15 protein-coding genes and 1 pseudogene are annotated in these 16,477 nt (G+C 31.3%); all 16 read left to right on the top strand.

Annotation, left to right across the window (positions count from 1 at the left end; all coding sequences use genetic code 11):
• Positions 1–9: 9 nt before the first annotated feature.
• Positions 10–1,164: a glycosyltransferase family protein gene (locus ADIWIN_RS00655; RefSeq protein ID WP_152487185.1), complete on the top strand. Its 1,155-nt coding sequence runs from the start codon at positions 10–12 to the stop codon at positions 1,162–1,164.
• A 447-nt stretch (positions 1,165–1,611) separates the two neighbouring features.
• Positions 1,612–1,789 (top strand): annotated as a pseudogene (locus tag ADIWIN_RS22270) (DapH/DapD/GlmU-related protein); the annotation flags it as partial.
• Between the two features lie 106 nt (positions 1,790–1,895).
• A complete protein-coding gene (locus tag ADIWIN_RS00645; protein ID WP_040756100.1) occupies positions 1,896–2,786 on the top strand; it encodes an alpha-1,2-fucosyltransferase in 891 nt (296 codons plus the stop codon).
• Positions 2,771–3,742: a glycosyltransferase family 2 protein gene (locus ADIWIN_RS19245; RefSeq protein ID WP_020895732.1), complete on the top strand. Its 972-nt coding sequence runs from the start codon at positions 2,771–2,773 to the stop codon at positions 3,740–3,742. The genes ADIWIN_RS00645 and ADIWIN_RS19245 overlap by 16 nt, the downstream gene beginning before the upstream one ends.
• A gap of 156 nt (positions 3,743–3,898) precedes the next feature.
• On the top strand, positions 3,899–4,249 hold the full coding sequence (locus tag ADIWIN_RS22050; RefSeq protein ID WP_051155377.1) for an acyltransferase family protein: 351 nt from the start codon (positions 3,899–3,901) through the stop codon (positions 4,247–4,249).
• 794 nt (positions 4,250–5,043) lie between these two features.
• A complete protein-coding gene (locus tag ADIWIN_RS00625; protein WP_020895730.1) occupies positions 5,044–5,808 on the top strand; it encodes a glycosyltransferase family 25 protein in 765 nt (254 codons plus the stop codon).
• Between the two features lies 1 nt (position 5,809).
• Positions 5,810–6,310, top strand: a complete 501-nt coding sequence (locus tag ADIWIN_RS00620; protein ID WP_020895729.1) for an acyltransferase — start codon at positions 5,810–5,812, stop codon at positions 6,308–6,310.
• Positions 6,311–6,312: 2 nt separating this feature from the next.
• Positions 6,313–7,374 carry an O-antigen ligase family protein gene (locus ADIWIN_RS00615; protein ID WP_020895728.1) on the top strand — a complete coding sequence of 354 codons (1,062 nt, stop codon included), beginning with the start codon at positions 6,313–6,315 and terminating at the stop codon, positions 7,372–7,374.
• Between the two features lie 115 nt (positions 7,375–7,489).
• Positions 7,490–8,581, top strand: a complete 1,092-nt coding sequence (locus ADIWIN_RS00610) for a glycosyltransferase (RefSeq protein ID WP_020895726.1) — start codon at positions 7,490–7,492, stop codon at positions 8,579–8,581.
• 4 nt (positions 8,582–8,585) lie between these two features.
• Positions 8,586–9,722: a glycosyltransferase family 4 protein gene (locus tag ADIWIN_RS00605; protein ID WP_020895725.1), complete on the top strand. Its 1,137-nt coding sequence runs from the start codon at positions 8,586–8,588 to the stop codon at positions 9,720–9,722.
• 13 nt (positions 9,723–9,735) lie between these two features.
• The gene (locus ADIWIN_RS00600; protein ID WP_020895724.1) at positions 9,736–10,686 is read left to right on the top strand and encodes a UDP-glucuronic acid decarboxylase family protein; all 951 of its coding nucleotides are present in this window, start codon (positions 9,736–9,738) and stop codon (positions 10,684–10,686) included.
• A 14-nt stretch (positions 10,687–10,700) separates the two neighbouring features.
• Positions 10,701–11,252: a WcaF family extracellular polysaccharide biosynthesis acetyltransferase gene (locus tag ADIWIN_RS00595; RefSeq protein WP_040756095.1), complete on the top strand. Its 552-nt coding sequence runs from the start codon at positions 10,701–10,703 to the stop codon at positions 11,250–11,252.
• Positions 11,253–12,002 (top strand): glycosyltransferase family 2 protein, encoded by a 750-nt coding sequence (locus ADIWIN_RS00590; RefSeq protein ID WP_020895722.1) that lies wholly within the window; start codon positions 11,253–11,255, stop codon positions 12,000–12,002.
• A gap of 90 nt (positions 12,003–12,092) precedes the next feature.
• The gene (locus tag ADIWIN_RS00585; RefSeq protein ID WP_020895721.1) at positions 12,093–13,202 is read left to right on the top strand and encodes an MraY family glycosyltransferase; all 1,110 of its coding nucleotides are present in this window, start codon (positions 12,093–12,095) and stop codon (positions 13,200–13,202) included.
• An 84-nt stretch (positions 13,203–13,286) separates the two neighbouring features.
• Positions 13,287–14,045, top strand: coding sequence for a polysaccharide biosynthesis/export family protein (locus ADIWIN_RS00580; RefSeq protein WP_040756093.1), 759 nt, complete (start codon positions 13,287–13,289; stop codon positions 14,043–14,045).
• 1 nt (position 14,046) lies between these two features.
• A complete protein-coding gene (locus ADIWIN_RS00575) occupies positions 14,047–16,383 on the top strand; it encodes a GumC family protein (protein ID WP_051155375.1) in 2,337 nt (778 codons plus the stop codon).
• Positions 16,384–16,477 lie beyond the last annotated feature (94 nt).

Below are 16,477 nucleotides of genomic sequence, written 5' to 3'. Positions count from 1 at the left end.
CTAATAGCAATGAATTTATTTAATAAAATATTCTTTCACTTGAATAAAAACCTGAACCAGGTTATAAGTTTTAATTGGAAAGAACTAGCATTAACTATAAAAAATAGTAAGTATTTAAACAATTTAGACGTTCCTAATAAATCGGTTTTAATTATAGAGCCTAATGAGTTTCATGCTGAAATTTTACCAGGTTATTGTTATTATTGGAATCAATTGGGGTATAAAGTATATTTAGTAGTAAGGCACAAGAACTTACTTAGTGGTGTTTTTTCAAGATATAATGAAAATGAAAAACCTCAATTGATTTGTATGGGACATTATGGTTTAAAATATTTTGTGAAAAAGAATATTATAAAATCATTTGACTATACGTTTATTACTTCTACACGCCTTTCTAATAAATACGGTTTTTATGGTCTTTTTTCTGATTATTTAGGCTATTTACCAGAAGGAAGAAAAGGTTATTTTTTGGTAGAACATAATTTAGAGAGTCTAAAGCCGTATTTAGAAAGCCAAAAATATGATGCGAACAAAATATTTTTACTTAACGCTTATAATGAAGACGATTTTACTATTCCTATGTTAAATCCAAATTATTTCGGAAAAGTAAAAACGCCAAAAAAAGATAAAGAAACAGTTTTTATTACCATTGGTACGGTAACAGAGAGAAATAGAAATTTCAAAGAACTTTTGGAAGCTATTGAGACACTTAAAACAGAGAAGATTTTAAATTTTAAAATTTATGTAATTGGGAGAGTAGATAAAGGAGTTGAAATTTCTAAATTACCAAAAGAAATTATTTTTTTAGGGTACTTGAGTTTTACAGAAATGTATATAAAATTAGAGGAAGCACATTATTTTTTACCGCTTTTAGATCCTGAAATTAAAGGACATCAAAGGTATTTAAAAGGTGAGACAACTGGATCTTGGCAATTATGTCAGGGCTTTATAAAGCCACCAATTATTAGAAAAGAATTTTCTGAAACCTATTTGTTTTCAAATAAAAATGCGATTTTATACGAAAAGAATGGTTTGGATTCCGCACTAATACAGGCTTGTAAACTAAGCGTTGATAAATATTCAAGTTTACTGGAGGAGATGGAGGCATTAAGAGATAAGACTAGAACAAGTTCAATAAGAAACTTAAAGAACAAAATAAATTAATACCGGTTTTTTAATCATTAAATATGGAAGCGCGGAAATTTTTGAATTTATAAAATGAAAAGAATATTAATTAAAATCTACATTGCATTATCATTAACTTTAATTAAGTTGTCATTTTTTTTAAAAAACAAACGTATACTTAGAAAGGTGAAAATTGATTTTTTTACAAAACTAGAGAAGAATATAAAAATAGGCAAAGGCTGTGATGTGTCTTCATCAATTATTGGTACTGGAACTTATATTTCTGAAAACTCTAGTATAAGAAATACAAAGGTGGGGCGGTTTTGTGCTATAGCAGATAACGTTAGAACAGGTATGGGAAGTCATCCTACAAAAGAATTTGTAAGTATACATCCAGCTTTTTTTTCAACTATTGGTCAAGCCGGTTTTACATTTGTGCATAAAAATGTGTTCGAAGAATTACCTAAAGTAAGCAAATCTAAATATGTCGTTGAAATCGGAAATGATGTATGGATTGGCTCTGGGGTTAAGATAGTAGATGGTGTAACGATAGGAGATGGGGCAATAATAGGGGCAAATGCAATTGTAACAAAGGATGTAGAGCCCTATTCAATTAATGTAGGTGTACCTGCAAAATTAATAAAATTTAGATTTTCCATGGATGAAATTGCATTTCTTGAGAAATTTAAATGGTGGGATAAAGAATTCGATTGGATTAAGAACAATGCATCAAAATTTATAAATATCAAAACATTAATGTCAGAACACAAATGAGTCAAGGTAAAATAATAGTCCGTTTACTAGGTGGTATGGGCAATCAATTATATGAATACGCCACAGCAAAAGCAATGGCGGTTGCATTAAATAAAAAATTAGTCATCGATCCTAGACCAATTTTAAAAGAAGCTCCACAACGCCATTATGATTTGGGTTTATTTAATATACAAGATGAAGACTTTGGGTCTCCTTTTGTGCAGTGGCTAGTAAGATGGGTAGCGAGTGTGCGTCTTGGTAAATTTTTTAAAACAATTATGCCTTTTGCTTGGTCTTACCAAATGATAAGGGATAAAGAAGAAGGGTTTGATGAAAGTTTACTGCAGCAAAAATCGAGAAACATAGTAATTGAAGGCTATTGGCAGAGTTTTAAGTATTTTGAAAGTATTCGCCCTACTTTGTTAAAGGAATTGTCTTTTAAAGACAAACCTAATGCTATAAACCAAAAATATTTAGATGAAATAGAATCGGTTAATGCAGTAGCGGTACATATTAGACGAGGAGACTATGTGGCCAATCCAGTGGCGAATGCTGTACACGGCTTATGTGATATGGATTATTACAAAAAGGCCATCGCTATTATTAAAGATAAGGTAGAAAATCCGTACTTTTTTATTTTCACAGATGATCCAGACTGGGCAGAAGATAATTTTAAGATATCAGAGCATCAAAAAATTATTAAACATAATATTGGAAAACAAGATCATGAAGATTTTAGATTACTAACTAATTGCAAGTATTTTATAATTGCTAATAGTTCATTTAGTTGGTGGGGAGCTTGGCTATCAGATTATAAAAATAAAATAGTGATTAGTCCAAATAAATGGTTTAATGTTGACGCAGTTCCAATTACAGAACGTATACCAGAATCATGGATAAGAGTTTAGGGCTAGTTAGTATTATAATACCCACATATAATCGTATTTCTTTTCTGCTTAAAGCTGTAGAGAGTTGTATAAATCAAGTTTACAATAATGTTGAGATTATAATTATCGATGATGGGTCAACAGATGGTACCGAAGAAATAGTATCTGCATTATTAAAGACAGATTGGAAGCTTCATAATATACAATATTATAGACAGACAAACGCTGGTGCTTCTGCCGCAAGAAATTATGGATTGCGCTTAGCTAAGGGAGAGTTTATCCAATTTTTAGATTCGGATGATTTGCTATTTGAAAATAAGCTTGAAAATCAAATTCAGTTTATAAAATCAAATAATTTAGAAGGCTGTAGTTGTTATGGATATATGGGAGAAGATCTAGAGAAACCAAAGGATCTTGAAGTTATAGGGAAACCATTTGATTCAATTAATCAATTAATTGATAAGTTATGTAATGGAGTGCATGTGATGCAAACCTCTGCACCTCTATGGACTAAACATATGCTTTTAAAATCTAAAGGATGGGATGAGCATTTGGGATTTGGTGATGATTTAGAATACCATATTAGAGTTTTATTAAAAACCAAACGATTTAAATTTCTTGAAGAACATCTGTTTTTTTTGAGGGTACATCAACAAGACCGACTAAGTGATGCTAGCTTAAGTATTAACGCCATATTGTCTGGGATTGAAACTCAAAAAAAAATAGTAAGAGCGTTAAAAGCAGAGCACCATTGGACGTCTGAAATAAATAAAGGTATTACAAAAAATTGTAGAACCTTATATGTAAACCTTCTTAATTATAAGAATGCCTTTGTAATTAAAGATTATGAAACATGGTTAATAAATGAATTAAAGATTGAATCAAAACCATTTAAAATTATGCTTTTAGCTAGAAAAGTTTTTGGTTCTCGTATTTTGATATTTTTAATTCAAATTATATTAAAATTAAAACTTTAATTATGCGATTTTTTGTTCTGTTAATATATAATAACTTTAATAGTGAGGCTATATTATAACAAAATTTGAAGTTTTGCCTATCGTTGATAATAAAGTCATGAGAGTTAAACTATTTTAGCAGATATAGATATTGCATTAATCCTTTAAAAATAAAAATTGAATTTTCCGAAACATTTATATAGTTTAGACTTTTCAAGAGGTTTTGCCGCTATGGCTGTTATTTTAGTACATTGGCAGCATTTTTTATTAAACAAAGTAAGTTCTAAAACCGATTTTCCTTTGTATTCAACGCTAAAATTATTTTATAACGACGGGGGTTTTGCTGTTCAATATTTTTTTCAGTTATCAGGTTTTATATTTTTTTGGTTATATTATGATAAGGTCAAGAACAATTTAATTGATTTTAAGAGTTTTTCTATAGCTAGATTTTCTAGATTGTACCCTCTACACTTTTTTAACTCTAATATTGTGTGTATTACTTCAGTTTGTTTATATAAGTCAAAATAATACAACTTTTGTATATGATAATTTTGATTTGAAGCATTTTATATATAATATTTTTTTTATTCAACATTGGGGTTTTAGTAATGGACTGTCATTTAATGGACCTTCTTGGTCTGTCTCGGTAGAAATTATTTTATATATTTCTTTCTTTATTTTTGCAAGAAAAAAATTGGGATCTTTATTAAGTTGTTTTATTGTGGCCTTTATTGGTTTTTTTTAGAAATAAAAACAGGTATTGCTACAGGTTTTTTTCATGGAGTTATTTCTTTTTTTATGGGCGCATGTGTCTACTATATTTTTAAATTTATTTTTGTAAGAAAAATAGATTTACATTATACGGTTATGATTACGACAATTTTATTATGGTTGATTGTTATCCTCTATTATTACTTAGGGATGACAGATAGTATCATGGATTCTATAGATAATAGAATAGTAATTTATTTATTTATTAAATTTTTGTCGTTTTTTCCTAGCTTTATATTAATGCCATTAACCTTGATGTTTTTTATTTATATAGATATATGTAATGACCAGTTGTTCAAAAAAACAGCTTGGTTTGGGAATATAACTTATTCATCTTATTTACTTCATTTTCCTTTGCAAATTGTATTTATGCTATTAGTATCGTGGGATTTATTTCCAAAAGATTTTTATAATAATTTGTTTTTTTAATACTCTTTTTTGCAATTTTAATACCCCTATCTTTGGCATCCTATTTAAAGGTTGAAATGCCTATCCAAAAGTATATTAGAGAGAAGTTTAGAAAAAAAATAATTTTGTAATATAAATTAATTATGCAAATATTCGTTGTTAATTTAGAGAGAGATATAGAAAGAAGAGCCTCTATTGAAGAGCAAATGACAAGTTTAGAATTGCCATTTGATTTTTTTAAAGCTTATTATGGGAAAGATTTATCATCAGATGAATTAGCAATACATTACAATGCTAAAAGGGCATACAGAAATTTTTCTTATCCTTTTCCTCCTGCAGTTATAGGCTGTGCATTGAGCCATGTAATGTTATATAAAAAAATGATCGCAGATCAAATTGACTATGCTTGTATTTTTGAGGATGATATAATTTTACCTCCCAACACAAAGAAAATTTTGCAGTCTATTGAAACTGTGATTTCTTCTACGGAACCGCAAATTATTTTATTATCACCTTCCAAATCTAAAGAAGAGGTATTGCATAATTTAGGGGCGTATCAATTGCGACCTTTTCAGTCTGGTTTTTTTACATCCTCATATATTATTAACCAATTAGGTGCTAAAGTTCTATTTGAAAACATGTATCCAGTACATCATGTTGCAGATTGTTGGGATTATTTAAAACGTCATAAATTAATCGATATACTAGCTGTAAATCCAACTTTAATAGAGCAAGATCAAGATACTTTTGGGTCATCGACCACTGAAGGGCAAAATGATCAGGATATAAAAAAAATTGCAAGTACATTAAAATATAAAGTTCACAGGGTTTTTTTTAAGTCTCTAGATTATTTGGTTGCTTTTTTTAATCGTAATTTTAAGCCTTATGGAGGTGTAAAGTCAAAATAAAATGAACACTTATAAGTTGTATCTCATTAGTTTTTTATTACCATTGATCCCTGAAACAAGAGGTTTTTCATTAAAAAGAAAACTTTATGCTTTTGCTGGGGTTATCTTGGGTGAGAATGTTCGTATTTGTTCTAGCGTAAAAATAAGAGGTCATGGTATAGTGCAAATTGGGGATAATACTTGGATAGGTCATAATGTACAAATTATTAGTTCTAGTAAAGTTGTCATTGGCAAAAATGTAGATATAGCGCCTAGTGTGTATATCGGTACAGGAACCCATAAAATAGATGTTAATGGGGACAGAGCAGCTGGAGAGGGGTATTCAGCAGAGGTTTTAATTGATAAAGGCACTTGGATTTGTACGGGTGCTCTAATCTTACCGGGCACAATAATAAAAGAAATGTGTGTTGTTGCAGCGGGAGCTGTGACTAGTACTACTTTTGAAGCTTTTAGTTTAATAGGTGGTGTGCCAGCTAAATTGATTAAAAGCCTTAAAAGTTAAGTATGTTATTCTCTCCTAAATTTGTTGCACTTGTAATAGCGTTGTTGGCCTTTAATAACGTTCTAATTGTTACACCAATTACACCTCCTTCTTTGTATTATGGGTTTATGGCTTTTACAGTATTCTTAGCTATTATAAATTCTAAACATAAAATAGATTATTTAACACTAACACTTGTATTTATTTGTCTCTTGAGTATTCAATTTAATACAATACCTGTTTTTTTTAAACCCTACAACCGTTTTATTGTGTTTGTAATTGCATTATTGGTTTTGTCTCCATTATTTTATGGTGACTATATTAATCAGGTAAAGCACTATTGTTTTAAATATACGAATCATTTAATAGTTTGGTTAACTTTACTATCTTTTGTAGGAAGAGTATCGGGAGTTTATTCTGGTATAGATAACGGGTCTAATTTTGGTGGTTTTACTATAAATTCTATGACGTTATCTCCTTTAGCAGGCATATCTTTATTATTATGCGTATTTAATTTAAAATATAAAGATTTAAAGAAAAAACAGAACTTGTTTTATAAGTTTATGATTGTAGTTTCTTTTCTAACGTTATTACTGTCAGCATCACGTATTGCAATTGTTAGTGCTGTAATAGCATTATTGTTTTTATCAATTCAGCTTTATAAAAAACGACTCGGAACGTTAATTCGAGTGTTATTGGGTATTTGTCTATTATCAATTCTTTCTTTTCCTTTATGGAGTCAATATACAGAGAACTTAATTGAAAAAACTGAAAAAAGAGCGGCTGACGGTGATGAATTTGGGTCGAGAGAGGAGTTATGGGCATATAGATTAGATGAGTTTAAGGAAAGTCCTGTTATTGGTATTGGATATTCAAACGCGTTATATGGTACAATTAATTATGACACAGGTACGGTTGAGCCAGGTACAAGTTGGGGAGTTATTTTAGCAATGACAGGAATATTGGGAATTGGAATTTTTGTTTTTTTAGTATTGCGAACATTTATAAGGAATAGTAAAATTGCTAAGTTTAAATCACAATTATCCCTTAATCATTTTTTAAATACATTACTTGTTTTTTTATGATACATTGGATAGCAGAGGGATATATGTTTGCGGCTGGTAGTTATTTGTTTTTCTATGCTTGGTTAGTGTTTGGAGTAAGTAAAGCTAGTGAGTCTGAATTAAAAATAGAAGTGTTATGACCTATGTATTTTGGCAGAATATTATTAGTATTCATCAGTCTGCATTTTTAAAGGCTTTAGCGGAAAAGAGTAAGGTTATTCTGGTTGTAGAGCATGAATTAAGTAATGTACGTAAAACATCTGGTTGGAAAGTTCCAGACATAGGAGATGTTGAATTACATATAGCACCTTCAGAAAACAAAATAAAAGGTTTGCTTGAAAAGAATAAGTTAGCTTATCATTTATTTTCTGGGCTTCATGCTTATGGGTTGCCAACAAAAGCTTTGCAATTTGGAGTAGAATTGAATTGTTCGAATTTAGCCATAGTTACGGAGTCTTTTAAAACTAGTGGGATAAAAGGTCTTTTACGTCGTATTAAATATTTAGGATTAAGTCTTAAATACAAAACAAAAATCAAAGCCATTTTTGTAACCGGTTTACCTGCTAGGCGTTGTTTTGAAAATTTGTTTTTTGATTCTAGAATTATATTCGATTGGGGCTATTTTACTGAATCTATAAATGAAGATAATTTTGAAAATGAAAAGCTAAATTTACCTAACCTGCTTTTTGTTGGTTCTTTAGATGATAGAAAAAATATTTTACCTTTTCTTCCAATAATACTTAGGCATAATTCTAATTTTAATAAGTTTTATATTGTTGGCTCAGGCCCTTTAAAATTTGACCTTTTGCAACAGATTTCAGAAAAAACAAGTGTAGAATATATAGAAGTTTTAGAGAATACTGAAATTCAAAAACTTATGTTAGAATGTGATTTACTGTTATTGCCTAGTATTTTTGATGGCTGGGGTGCTGTTGTCAACGAAGCATTAGGTAATGGCATGCGAGTGCTTTGCAGTAGTAGTTGTGGTGCTAGTATTTTGTTAGATTATGAAAATAGAGGAGGTGTATTTCATATTGATGATGAAGATTTTGAATCTCATTTAGTTAAATGGCTAAAAAAGGGAAGACTTTCAGAATTAGAAAGAAAATCTATTTCAGATTGGTCAAAAAATCATATCTCTGGTTCCGTTGCGGCTTCATATTTTAATAATTGTATTGACTTTTTAAATAATAACGCGCAGCATAAACCCAAAGCCCCTTGGCTCTAATATAATGAAGGATAAAAAAATAGTTTTAGCATTTATAGATTGGTACCGCCCAGGATACAAAGCAGGTGGTACAGTAACGTCATTTGGTAATTTTGTAGATTATTTAGAAAGTTTTTTTGACTTTAAAATTGTAACACGAGATACGGATTTTTTAGAGACTAAAGTTTATCCTAAAATTCATTCAGATGCATGGAATAAAATGAATGACAGCCAATGTTATTATTTTTCAAAGTCAAATTTATCTTATAGTACCATTAAAAAAATAATTTTAAATTCAGATTATGATTTTATATATGTAAATGGCCTATTTTCTTATTATTTTTCAATTTTACCTGTGTTCTTTTCAAAAAAAGAAAATTGTATTTTGAACCCTCACGGAATGTTATCAGACCAAGCTTTTAGTGTGAAGTCTTTTAAAAAGAAAATATTTCTAAAATTAGCGAATACCTTTAAGATATATAAACATGTAGTATTTCATGTTTCCAATGAAGATGAAGCGATTGCTGTTAGGAAGCGAATACAAGTATTTAAATCTATAGAAATAGCAAATCAATTTCCAAGAAAATTAAAATATATAGCCCAAGTAAAGGAGAAAAAACAGAACCCTGTTCGTTTTATTAATGTAGCACGAATTTCTATAGAGAAGGGCACTTTGGTGATGTTAAAAGCTCTAAACTTTATAATTGAACCTTTGGAATTAGATTTATATGGACCTATTTATGATGAGGCATATTGGTTAAAATGCCAAGAAGTAATATCGGGTTTACCAAAGCATATAAAAGTAACTTATAAAGGATTTATAAATAACGAAGCCATACCAATGACTTTGACTAAGTATGATTTTTTTGTGTTACTATCGGAGGGTGAGAATTTTGGTCATGCGATAATTGAAGCGCTTTCGGTAGGCCTTCCTGTGCTTATATCCAATAAAACTCCATGGAAAGATTTAAAATCTAAATGCATTGGTTGGGATATGGATATTACCAATGAGTCTAATATTATAATTAATTTCAACGAGGCAATAAAAATGCCTAATGAGGTGTATGAAAAATGGTCAAGTACTGCTACTAAATTTGTAATAGACTTTACTCTAAATACTGAAGTCATAGAACAAAATAAAGCCTTATTTTTGAACACTTAAAAAATTAATTAGCATGAAAAGAATTCTAGTCACAGGAGGAGCCGGATTTGTAGGCTCACATTTATGTGAACGTTTGCTTAATGAAGGAAATGAAGTAATATGCTTAGATAACTACTTTACAGGATCAAAGCAAAATATAGAACACCTAATGGATCACCATTATTTTGAATTGGTGCGTCACGATATTATTAACCCATATATGATTGAGGTTGATGAAATCTATAATTTAGCATGTCCTGCATCACCTGTACATTACCAGTATAATCCTATCAAGACGATAAAAACATCGGTTATGGGCGCTATTAATATGTTAGGTTTAGCAAAACGTGTAGGAGCTAAAATTCTTCAGGCTTCAACGAGTGAAGTGTATGGGGATCCTAGTGTACATCCACAACCAGAAAGTTATTGGGGAAATGTGAACCCTATAGGTTTGCGTTCTTGTTATGATGAAGGGAAACGTTGTGCCGAAACACTTTTTATGGATTATCATAAACAGAATGAGGTAGATGTAAAAATTATTAGAATATTTAATACCTACGGACCGCGTATGCATCCTCAAGATGGACGTGTGGTGTCTAACTTTATTATGCAAGCCTTAAAAGGCGATGATATCACCATCTTTGGTGAAGGCACACAAACACGAAGCTTTCAATTTGTTGATGACTTAGTGGAAGGTATGATACGAATGATGAGCAGTAGAGATGGTTTTGTTGGACCTGTAAATATTGGTAATCCAGTAGAGTTTACGATGCTAGAGTTAGCGCAACACGTTATAGCGTTAACCAATTCAAAATCTAAAATTATCCACTTGCCGTTACCTCAAGATGACCCTATGCAACGTCAGCCTAATATAGACTTGGCGAAAAAGGAGTTAAATGATTGGGAGCCCAATGTGCATCTTAAAGAAGGATTAGGAAAAACAATTGCTTATTTTGATGAGCTTATTAAAGCTAATAAAGCTTAATTGGTCCTTAATAAGTGAAAACGGATCTTTCGACATATAACAATAGTTGGTATCAGCCAGGCTCTAAATTAAAACGCATGCTATGGTATGTGACAAGTTTGATTTTTTTTGAAGGAGGCTGGAATATGTCTTCAGGATTAAAGATATTCTGGTTGAAACGGTTTGGAGCTACAATAGGAGAGGGTGTGGTGATTAAACCTAAAGTCACCATTAAATACCCGTGGAAACTGAGTATTGGCAATCATTGTTGGATAGGAGAAGGAGTTTGGATAGATAATCTCGATCAAGTGACCTTAGAAGATCATGTGTGTGTATCCCAAGGTGCTTTATTGCTTTGTGGTAACCACAATTATAAAACACCAAGTTTCGACTTAATGATTGCTCCAATTTATTTAAAAGAAGGCAGTTGGGTTGGTGCAAAATCTAGTGTGGCACCAGGTGTGATATTTGAAAGCCATGCGGTATTAAGCATGGGTTCTGTGGCAACCACCAAGCTTGAAGCTTATAGTATCTATAGTGGAAACCCTGCTGTAAAAGTAAAAACACGTCAATTTAATACGCCCTAAATGAAAGTCTCTATAATAACAGCAGTATATAATAGTGAAAAAACTATTGATGCCTGTATGGACTCTGTATTGAACCAAACCTACCCAAATATTGAATACATCATTGTAGATGGGGGTTCAAACTCAGAAACGTTAAGTAAACTGAATGCCGCTGCAAAAAAGTATCCAAATATAAAGCTAAGTTCTGAACCCGATAAAGGTATCTATGATGCCTTAAATAAAGGAATTGTAAAAGCAACGGGAGATATTGTAGGCTTTGTACATTCCGATGATTTTTTAGCAGATGCCACTATTATAGCTTCAATTGTTGAAGCGTTCAAAACAAAAGGGGTAGATGGTGTTTATGGTGATTTACATTATGTGGCTTTAGAAAACACAAATAAAATTATAAGAAACTGGATCAGTCAACCATTTAGTTACAAGCTGCTTAAAAACGGATGGATGCCTGCCCACCCAACATTGTATTTAAAAAAGAATTTGTATGATACATACGGTATGTTCGATCTGAATTTTAAAATCGCAGCAGATTATGACTTTATTTTACGTATCTTTAAACAGACCAGTTTAAACTTTTTCTATTTACCGAAAACCATTGTTAAGATGCGTGTTGGGGGAGCTAGTAATAAAAGTTTAAAAAATATTTTACAAAAATCGAAAGAAGATTACCGAGCAATAAAGGCTAATCAAACGGGTAATTGGTGGACGATTCTCCTTAAAAATGTAAGTAAAATCAAACAGTTCGGCACTTAAATCGATTTGTTTGCATATCCTAACACTTAAATTACATCGGTTTAAAATATTTAACAGATATTTACCAAAAAAAAGTAGAAGTAACAGAAAATGGTAAAAGAATTACTCGAGAATTTTATTCCACAAGATCATATAGGTTGGCTTTTTTTACTAGCTATTTTTATTTCATTTTTTGTGTCTAGTACAAGTTATCCTGCTATAATTAACGTCGCAAAATCTAAAAATTTAATGGCTTTTTCAGGTGGACGAAGCAGCCACTCTGGTAGTGTTCCAAACCTTGGTGGTATTGGGATATTTCTCAGTATTGCAGTGACAATCACAACAATTGGGGCAGTATTAGATACTAAAATCTTATTATTAATTCTGGGAGGTCTGACCTTATTGTTTTTTCTAGGTTTAAAAGATGATATCCTTATTTTGTCTCCTCGTAAAAAATTTACAGGTCAATTATTAGCCGCATTATTACTTATCCTTTTTACAGACACACGTATTGTGAGCCTATCAGGTATTTTTGATATTAATATTATGCCCTATTGGGTGTCTGTGGTATTTACACTGTTTGTGTATATTTTAATTATAAATGCCTTTAATTTAATTGATGGTATAGATGGTCTTGCAGGGACGTTAGCTTTAATGGCTATTGTGTCTTTTTCTTATGTATTTTATAAATATAAAGATATTAGCATGGTGGTTTTAGCAGCCTCTGTAATTGGCGCGCTAATTCCTTTTTTGTATTTGAATTTTTCAAAGCGAAACAAAATGTTTTTGGGGGATACCGGTTCCATGATCTTAGGTTTTGTAATTGCGTTATTCTCCGTTCGATTTATTAATAGGTCAGAATTGTCTCCTGATGCAATTTATCATAATGCTTCGCCCATATTAGTATTAGCTTTTTTGTTTTTTCCACTGTTAGATACCTTGCGTATTTTCTTTATTCGCTTGGTGATTCACAAAAAAAGTCCCTTTGCTGCAGATAGAAATCATTTACACCATCGCTTCTTAATTTTAGGCTTTTCTCATAGACAAACCACAGCTATTATTGTGATTACAAATAGTATTCTAATAGTGATAACGTTTTTGATTAGAAATTGGGAAATTAACTGGCAATTAGCAACACTGCTTATAAGTGGGACGATTTTATATTCGTTATACTTTGTCTTTAATTGGATAAGAGGTGAAAGTAAAATGAATATGTCGTAGTTTCCAATCAATTAGGTAGTAGTGTTATTACTTTGTGAATAGCATTATTGCACTTATATTTGTCACCTTATTAAACACTTACAAATGTCCAAATACGTTTATAGTTTATTCTGCTGTATATTAATATCTTCATGTGTCAGTCCGAAAGAAATTTTATATCTTCAAGATGCAGAACAGTATGCTAATAAAGAAATTAGTTATTCCAATGCGAAAATTTTACCTAATGACGTATTGCGTATTAATGTAAGTGCCCTAGTACCTGAGTCTGTAATTCCTTATAATAAGGTGTCTAGTAGTGCAGGTGGCATGAGCGTTGAATTAATGCAACTTGATGGGTATTTGGTGTCTGAAAATTTAACCATTAATTTTCCCATTTTAGGAATATTGTCTGTGGCAAATATGACGACTCAAAACTTCGCTGAGTTTCTTAAAAAGAAGCTTGAAGATGATGGGCACCTTAGAAACCCTACGGTTGATGTTAGATTAATTAATGCAAAAGTCACGGTGCTAGGACAAGTGAATCAACCAGGGACCTTTAATTTTACGGAACAAAATATTACCTTATTACAAGCTTTGGGATATGCTGGTGATTTGACGATTAATGGTAAACGTGAGGATGTTATGATTATGAGAGATGAAGAAGGGGTGAGGCAGATTACGCATATAGATTTGACGTCTGCAGATTGGTTAGAGGGACCTTATAATTTTATTAAACCTAATGATGTCATCGTTGTCAATCCTAATAACCCAAAAGTTAAAAGTGCTGGTTTTATAGGGAATATAGGAACTTTATTGTCTGTAGTTTCTATTTTATTAACTACAGTGGTTTTAATTACGAAATAAGATGAGTCAGATGGAAGAGAGTAATTACCAAAAAAGTGGTGATCAAGGGGAATTTATCAAAAAGGAAGTTCGTAAATATTTACGGTATTGGTATTGGTTTGCTCTAGGTATTATAGTGGCACTTATAGGTGCTTATATGTATTTAAGATATACACCTAAAGTTTACAGTGCAAGTGCTAAAATTAAGATCTTAAATAAGACGAAAGGATTAGAGTTACCGTCATCGGCCTTTATATTTAACCGCTCGAATATTAACTTAGAAAATGAGATAGAAATTCTAAAGTCCTACCGCATTATTGAGAATGTTGTGGATCGCTTAGATTTAACAATGCGCTTTTTTGAAGAGGGAAGTGTGCTCACCACTGAAATAAATCATTTACCGTTTTATATTCTTAAAACAATTAATAATGATAGTATTTATGGTGGATCGTCTTATAAAATTGAGGTGAAGTCTCAAGGGTTTGAGGTGATTCCTTCAAGTACAGAAAAACCTATAGTGTTTCCGAATTATGACACAACTAAAACCAAGCATAATTTACCTTTTGAATTAAGTTGGAGTCCGTCAGCAGAGAATCAGTCTTCAGTAGGAAAAACCTATATTGTTAAATTTGCACCAATAGCTGCTGTTACAGGGGGGGTAAAAGGAGGTGTTAATATTAATATGCTTGGTAAAGGCAGTGATTTACTTCAGTTAAATTATACAAGCCAAAGTAAAGCTAAGAATGAGCGTATTCTTAATACCCTAATAGAGGTATTTAATGAAGATGGCATCAATGATCGTCAAGATATCTCAAGGAGAACTATCGACTTTATAGATGAGCGTTTTAAGCTTTTGGCAAGAGAATTAGATTCTATTGAACTTGGTATAAAAGATTATAAGGAGAAAAACAATTTAATAACCTTAGAGTCAGATGCTGAACTCGGAATTTCACAACGTACTTTGTCTGAAGAGGAGTTGTTTGAAACTGAAAATCAATTAATCCTTTCGAGTTTACTTAAGGAAACTTTGGAGAAGCCCAATCCTAATTCTGCATTATTACCGGCTAATATTGGGGTTAATAACTCTAGTATTAATGGTTTAGTGAATAATTATAATACGCTGGTTTTAGAACGTGATAATTTAATCGTTAGTGCTGGTGAAAACAATCCAAACGTTGTACTATTAAAAAATAGATTACAAGATTTAAAATCAAATATATTTGCATCTATTGATTCTTATGCGAAACAATTAGAGGCCTCTAAAGCACAATTAACACGTAAGAATAGAAAATTTGCATCTCAAGTCTATAGCTTACCAGGTAAAGAAAAGAAAATAACGGATATCACGAGACAACGTGAGATAAAGCAAACCTTGTATTTGTTTTTACTTCAAAAAAGAGAGGAGGCAGCTATTAATTTGGCTATTACAGAACCTTCTATCAAAGTCGTTGAATATGCTATCTCAGGTGGTGGACCGATATCACCGAACTCAAGAAGCACCTATCTAATCGCATTTGTTTTGGGTTTAATCGTTCCTTTTGGTGTAATTTATGCTTCCGCACTCTTGGATACTAAAATAAAAGGGCGTGAAGACGTTATGCAATTGAACTCTAAAGTACCAATTGTAGGAGAATTACCAAAAGTAAAATCGGAGCAGCTTATTTTTAGTGATCCGGAGGATAGCTCTACCCAATCTGAAGCCTTTAGAATATTAAGCTCTAACGTTAACTATATTTTACCTTTAAAGAACGATAATAAAGGTAAAGTAATCTACTGTACATCTACCATTAAAGGGGAAGGAAAGACCTATGTGAGTATAAATCTATCGTTAGCTTTGTCTAGTATTAATAAAAAAGTGCTATTGATTGGAGCCGATTTAAGAAACCCACAGATTCATACCCATATTCATCAAGATAAACACAAGCCAGGCTTATCAAACTATTTACATGATCTTAATTATAATTGGAAAGATGCCTTAATTAATGGTTTTGAAAAACACCCTAATCATCATATCATACTATCGGGAAGTATTCCACCAAATCCAGCACATTTGTTAACCAATGGGCGTTTTACAAAACTTTTAGAAGAAGCAAAAGAAGAATACGATTATATTATTGTAGATACGGCTCCAACAATTTTGGTAACAGATACCATGTTAATCTCTCAATTAGCAGATGCAACTATTTATTTAACCCGAGCCAATTATACGGAGAAGAATCTTTTGAAATTTTCTAAAGATCTTTCGGAGTCTGGTAAGTTAAAGAATATGGCTTATGTTATTAATAGTGTAGGTTTAGGCAATTCTTATGGCTACGGTTATAACTATGGTTATAATTATGGTTACGGTAGTAAGGACTAACATTAAGATCATTTTACTGATGGTAAGGTGATAATTATCATGGTTTTTATTGATATTATAATTTACTTTTAATAGTGAATTATAAAGCAAAAAG

This window comes from Winogradskyella psychrotolerans RS-3, from assembly GCF_000427335.1.
Taxonomy (GTDB): domain Bacteria; phylum Bacteroidota; class Bacteroidia; order Flavobacteriales; family Flavobacteriaceae; genus Winogradskyella; species Winogradskyella psychrotolerans.
Note: the sequence above shows the minus strand (reverse complement) of the source record. Positions and strands in the feature narration are given on the sequence as shown.

Bases quoted from the DNA above. Each gene is read 5' to 3' on its own strand.
- ADIWIN_RS00615 (WP_020895728.1), top strand. From the start codon at position 6,313: ATGTTATTCTCTCCTAAATTTGTTGCACTTGTAATAGCGTTGTTGGCC.
- ADIWIN_RS00600 (WP_020895724.1), top strand. From the start codon at position 9,736: ATGAAAAGAATTCTAGTCACAGGAGGAGCCGGATTTGTAGGCTCACAT.
- ADIWIN_RS00605 (WP_020895725.1), top strand. From the start codon at position 8,586: ATGAAGGATAAAAAAATAGTTTTAGCATTTATAGATTGGTACCGCCCA.
- ADIWIN_RS00590 (WP_020895722.1), top strand. From the start codon at position 11,253: ATGAAAGTCTCTATAATAACAGCAGTATATAATAGTGAAAAAACTATT.
- ADIWIN_RS00610 (WP_020895726.1), top strand. From the start codon at position 7,490: ATGACCTATGTATTTTGGCAGAATATTATTAGTATTCATCAGTCTGCA.
- ADIWIN_RS00655 (WP_152487185.1), top strand. From the start codon at position 10: ATGAATTTATTTAATAAAATATTCTTTCACTTGAATAAAAACCTGAAC.
- ADIWIN_RS00625 (WP_020895730.1), top strand. From the start codon at position 5,044: ATGCAAATATTCGTTGTTAATTTAGAGAGAGATATAGAAAGAAGAGCC.
- ADIWIN_RS19245 (WP_020895732.1), top strand. From the start codon at position 2,771: ATGGATAAGAGTTTAGGGCTAGTTAGTATTATAATACCCACATATAAT.
- ADIWIN_RS00585 (WP_020895721.1), top strand. From the start codon at position 12,093: ATGGTAAAAGAATTACTCGAGAATTTTATTCCACAAGATCATATAGGT.
- ADIWIN_RS00620 (WP_020895729.1), top strand. From the start codon at position 5,810: ATGAACACTTATAAGTTGTATCTCATTAGTTTTTTATTACCATTGATC.
- ADIWIN_RS00645 (WP_040756100.1), top strand. From the start codon at position 1,896: ATGAGTCAAGGTAAAATAATAGTCCGTTTACTAGGTGGTATGGGCAAT.
- ADIWIN_RS00580 (WP_040756093.1), top strand. From the start codon at position 13,287: ATGTCCAAATACGTTTATAGTTTATTCTGCTGTATATTAATATCTTCA.
- ADIWIN_RS00575 (WP_051155375.1), top strand. From the start codon at position 14,047: ATGAGTCAGATGGAAGAGAGTAATTACCAAAAAAGTGGTGATCAAGGG.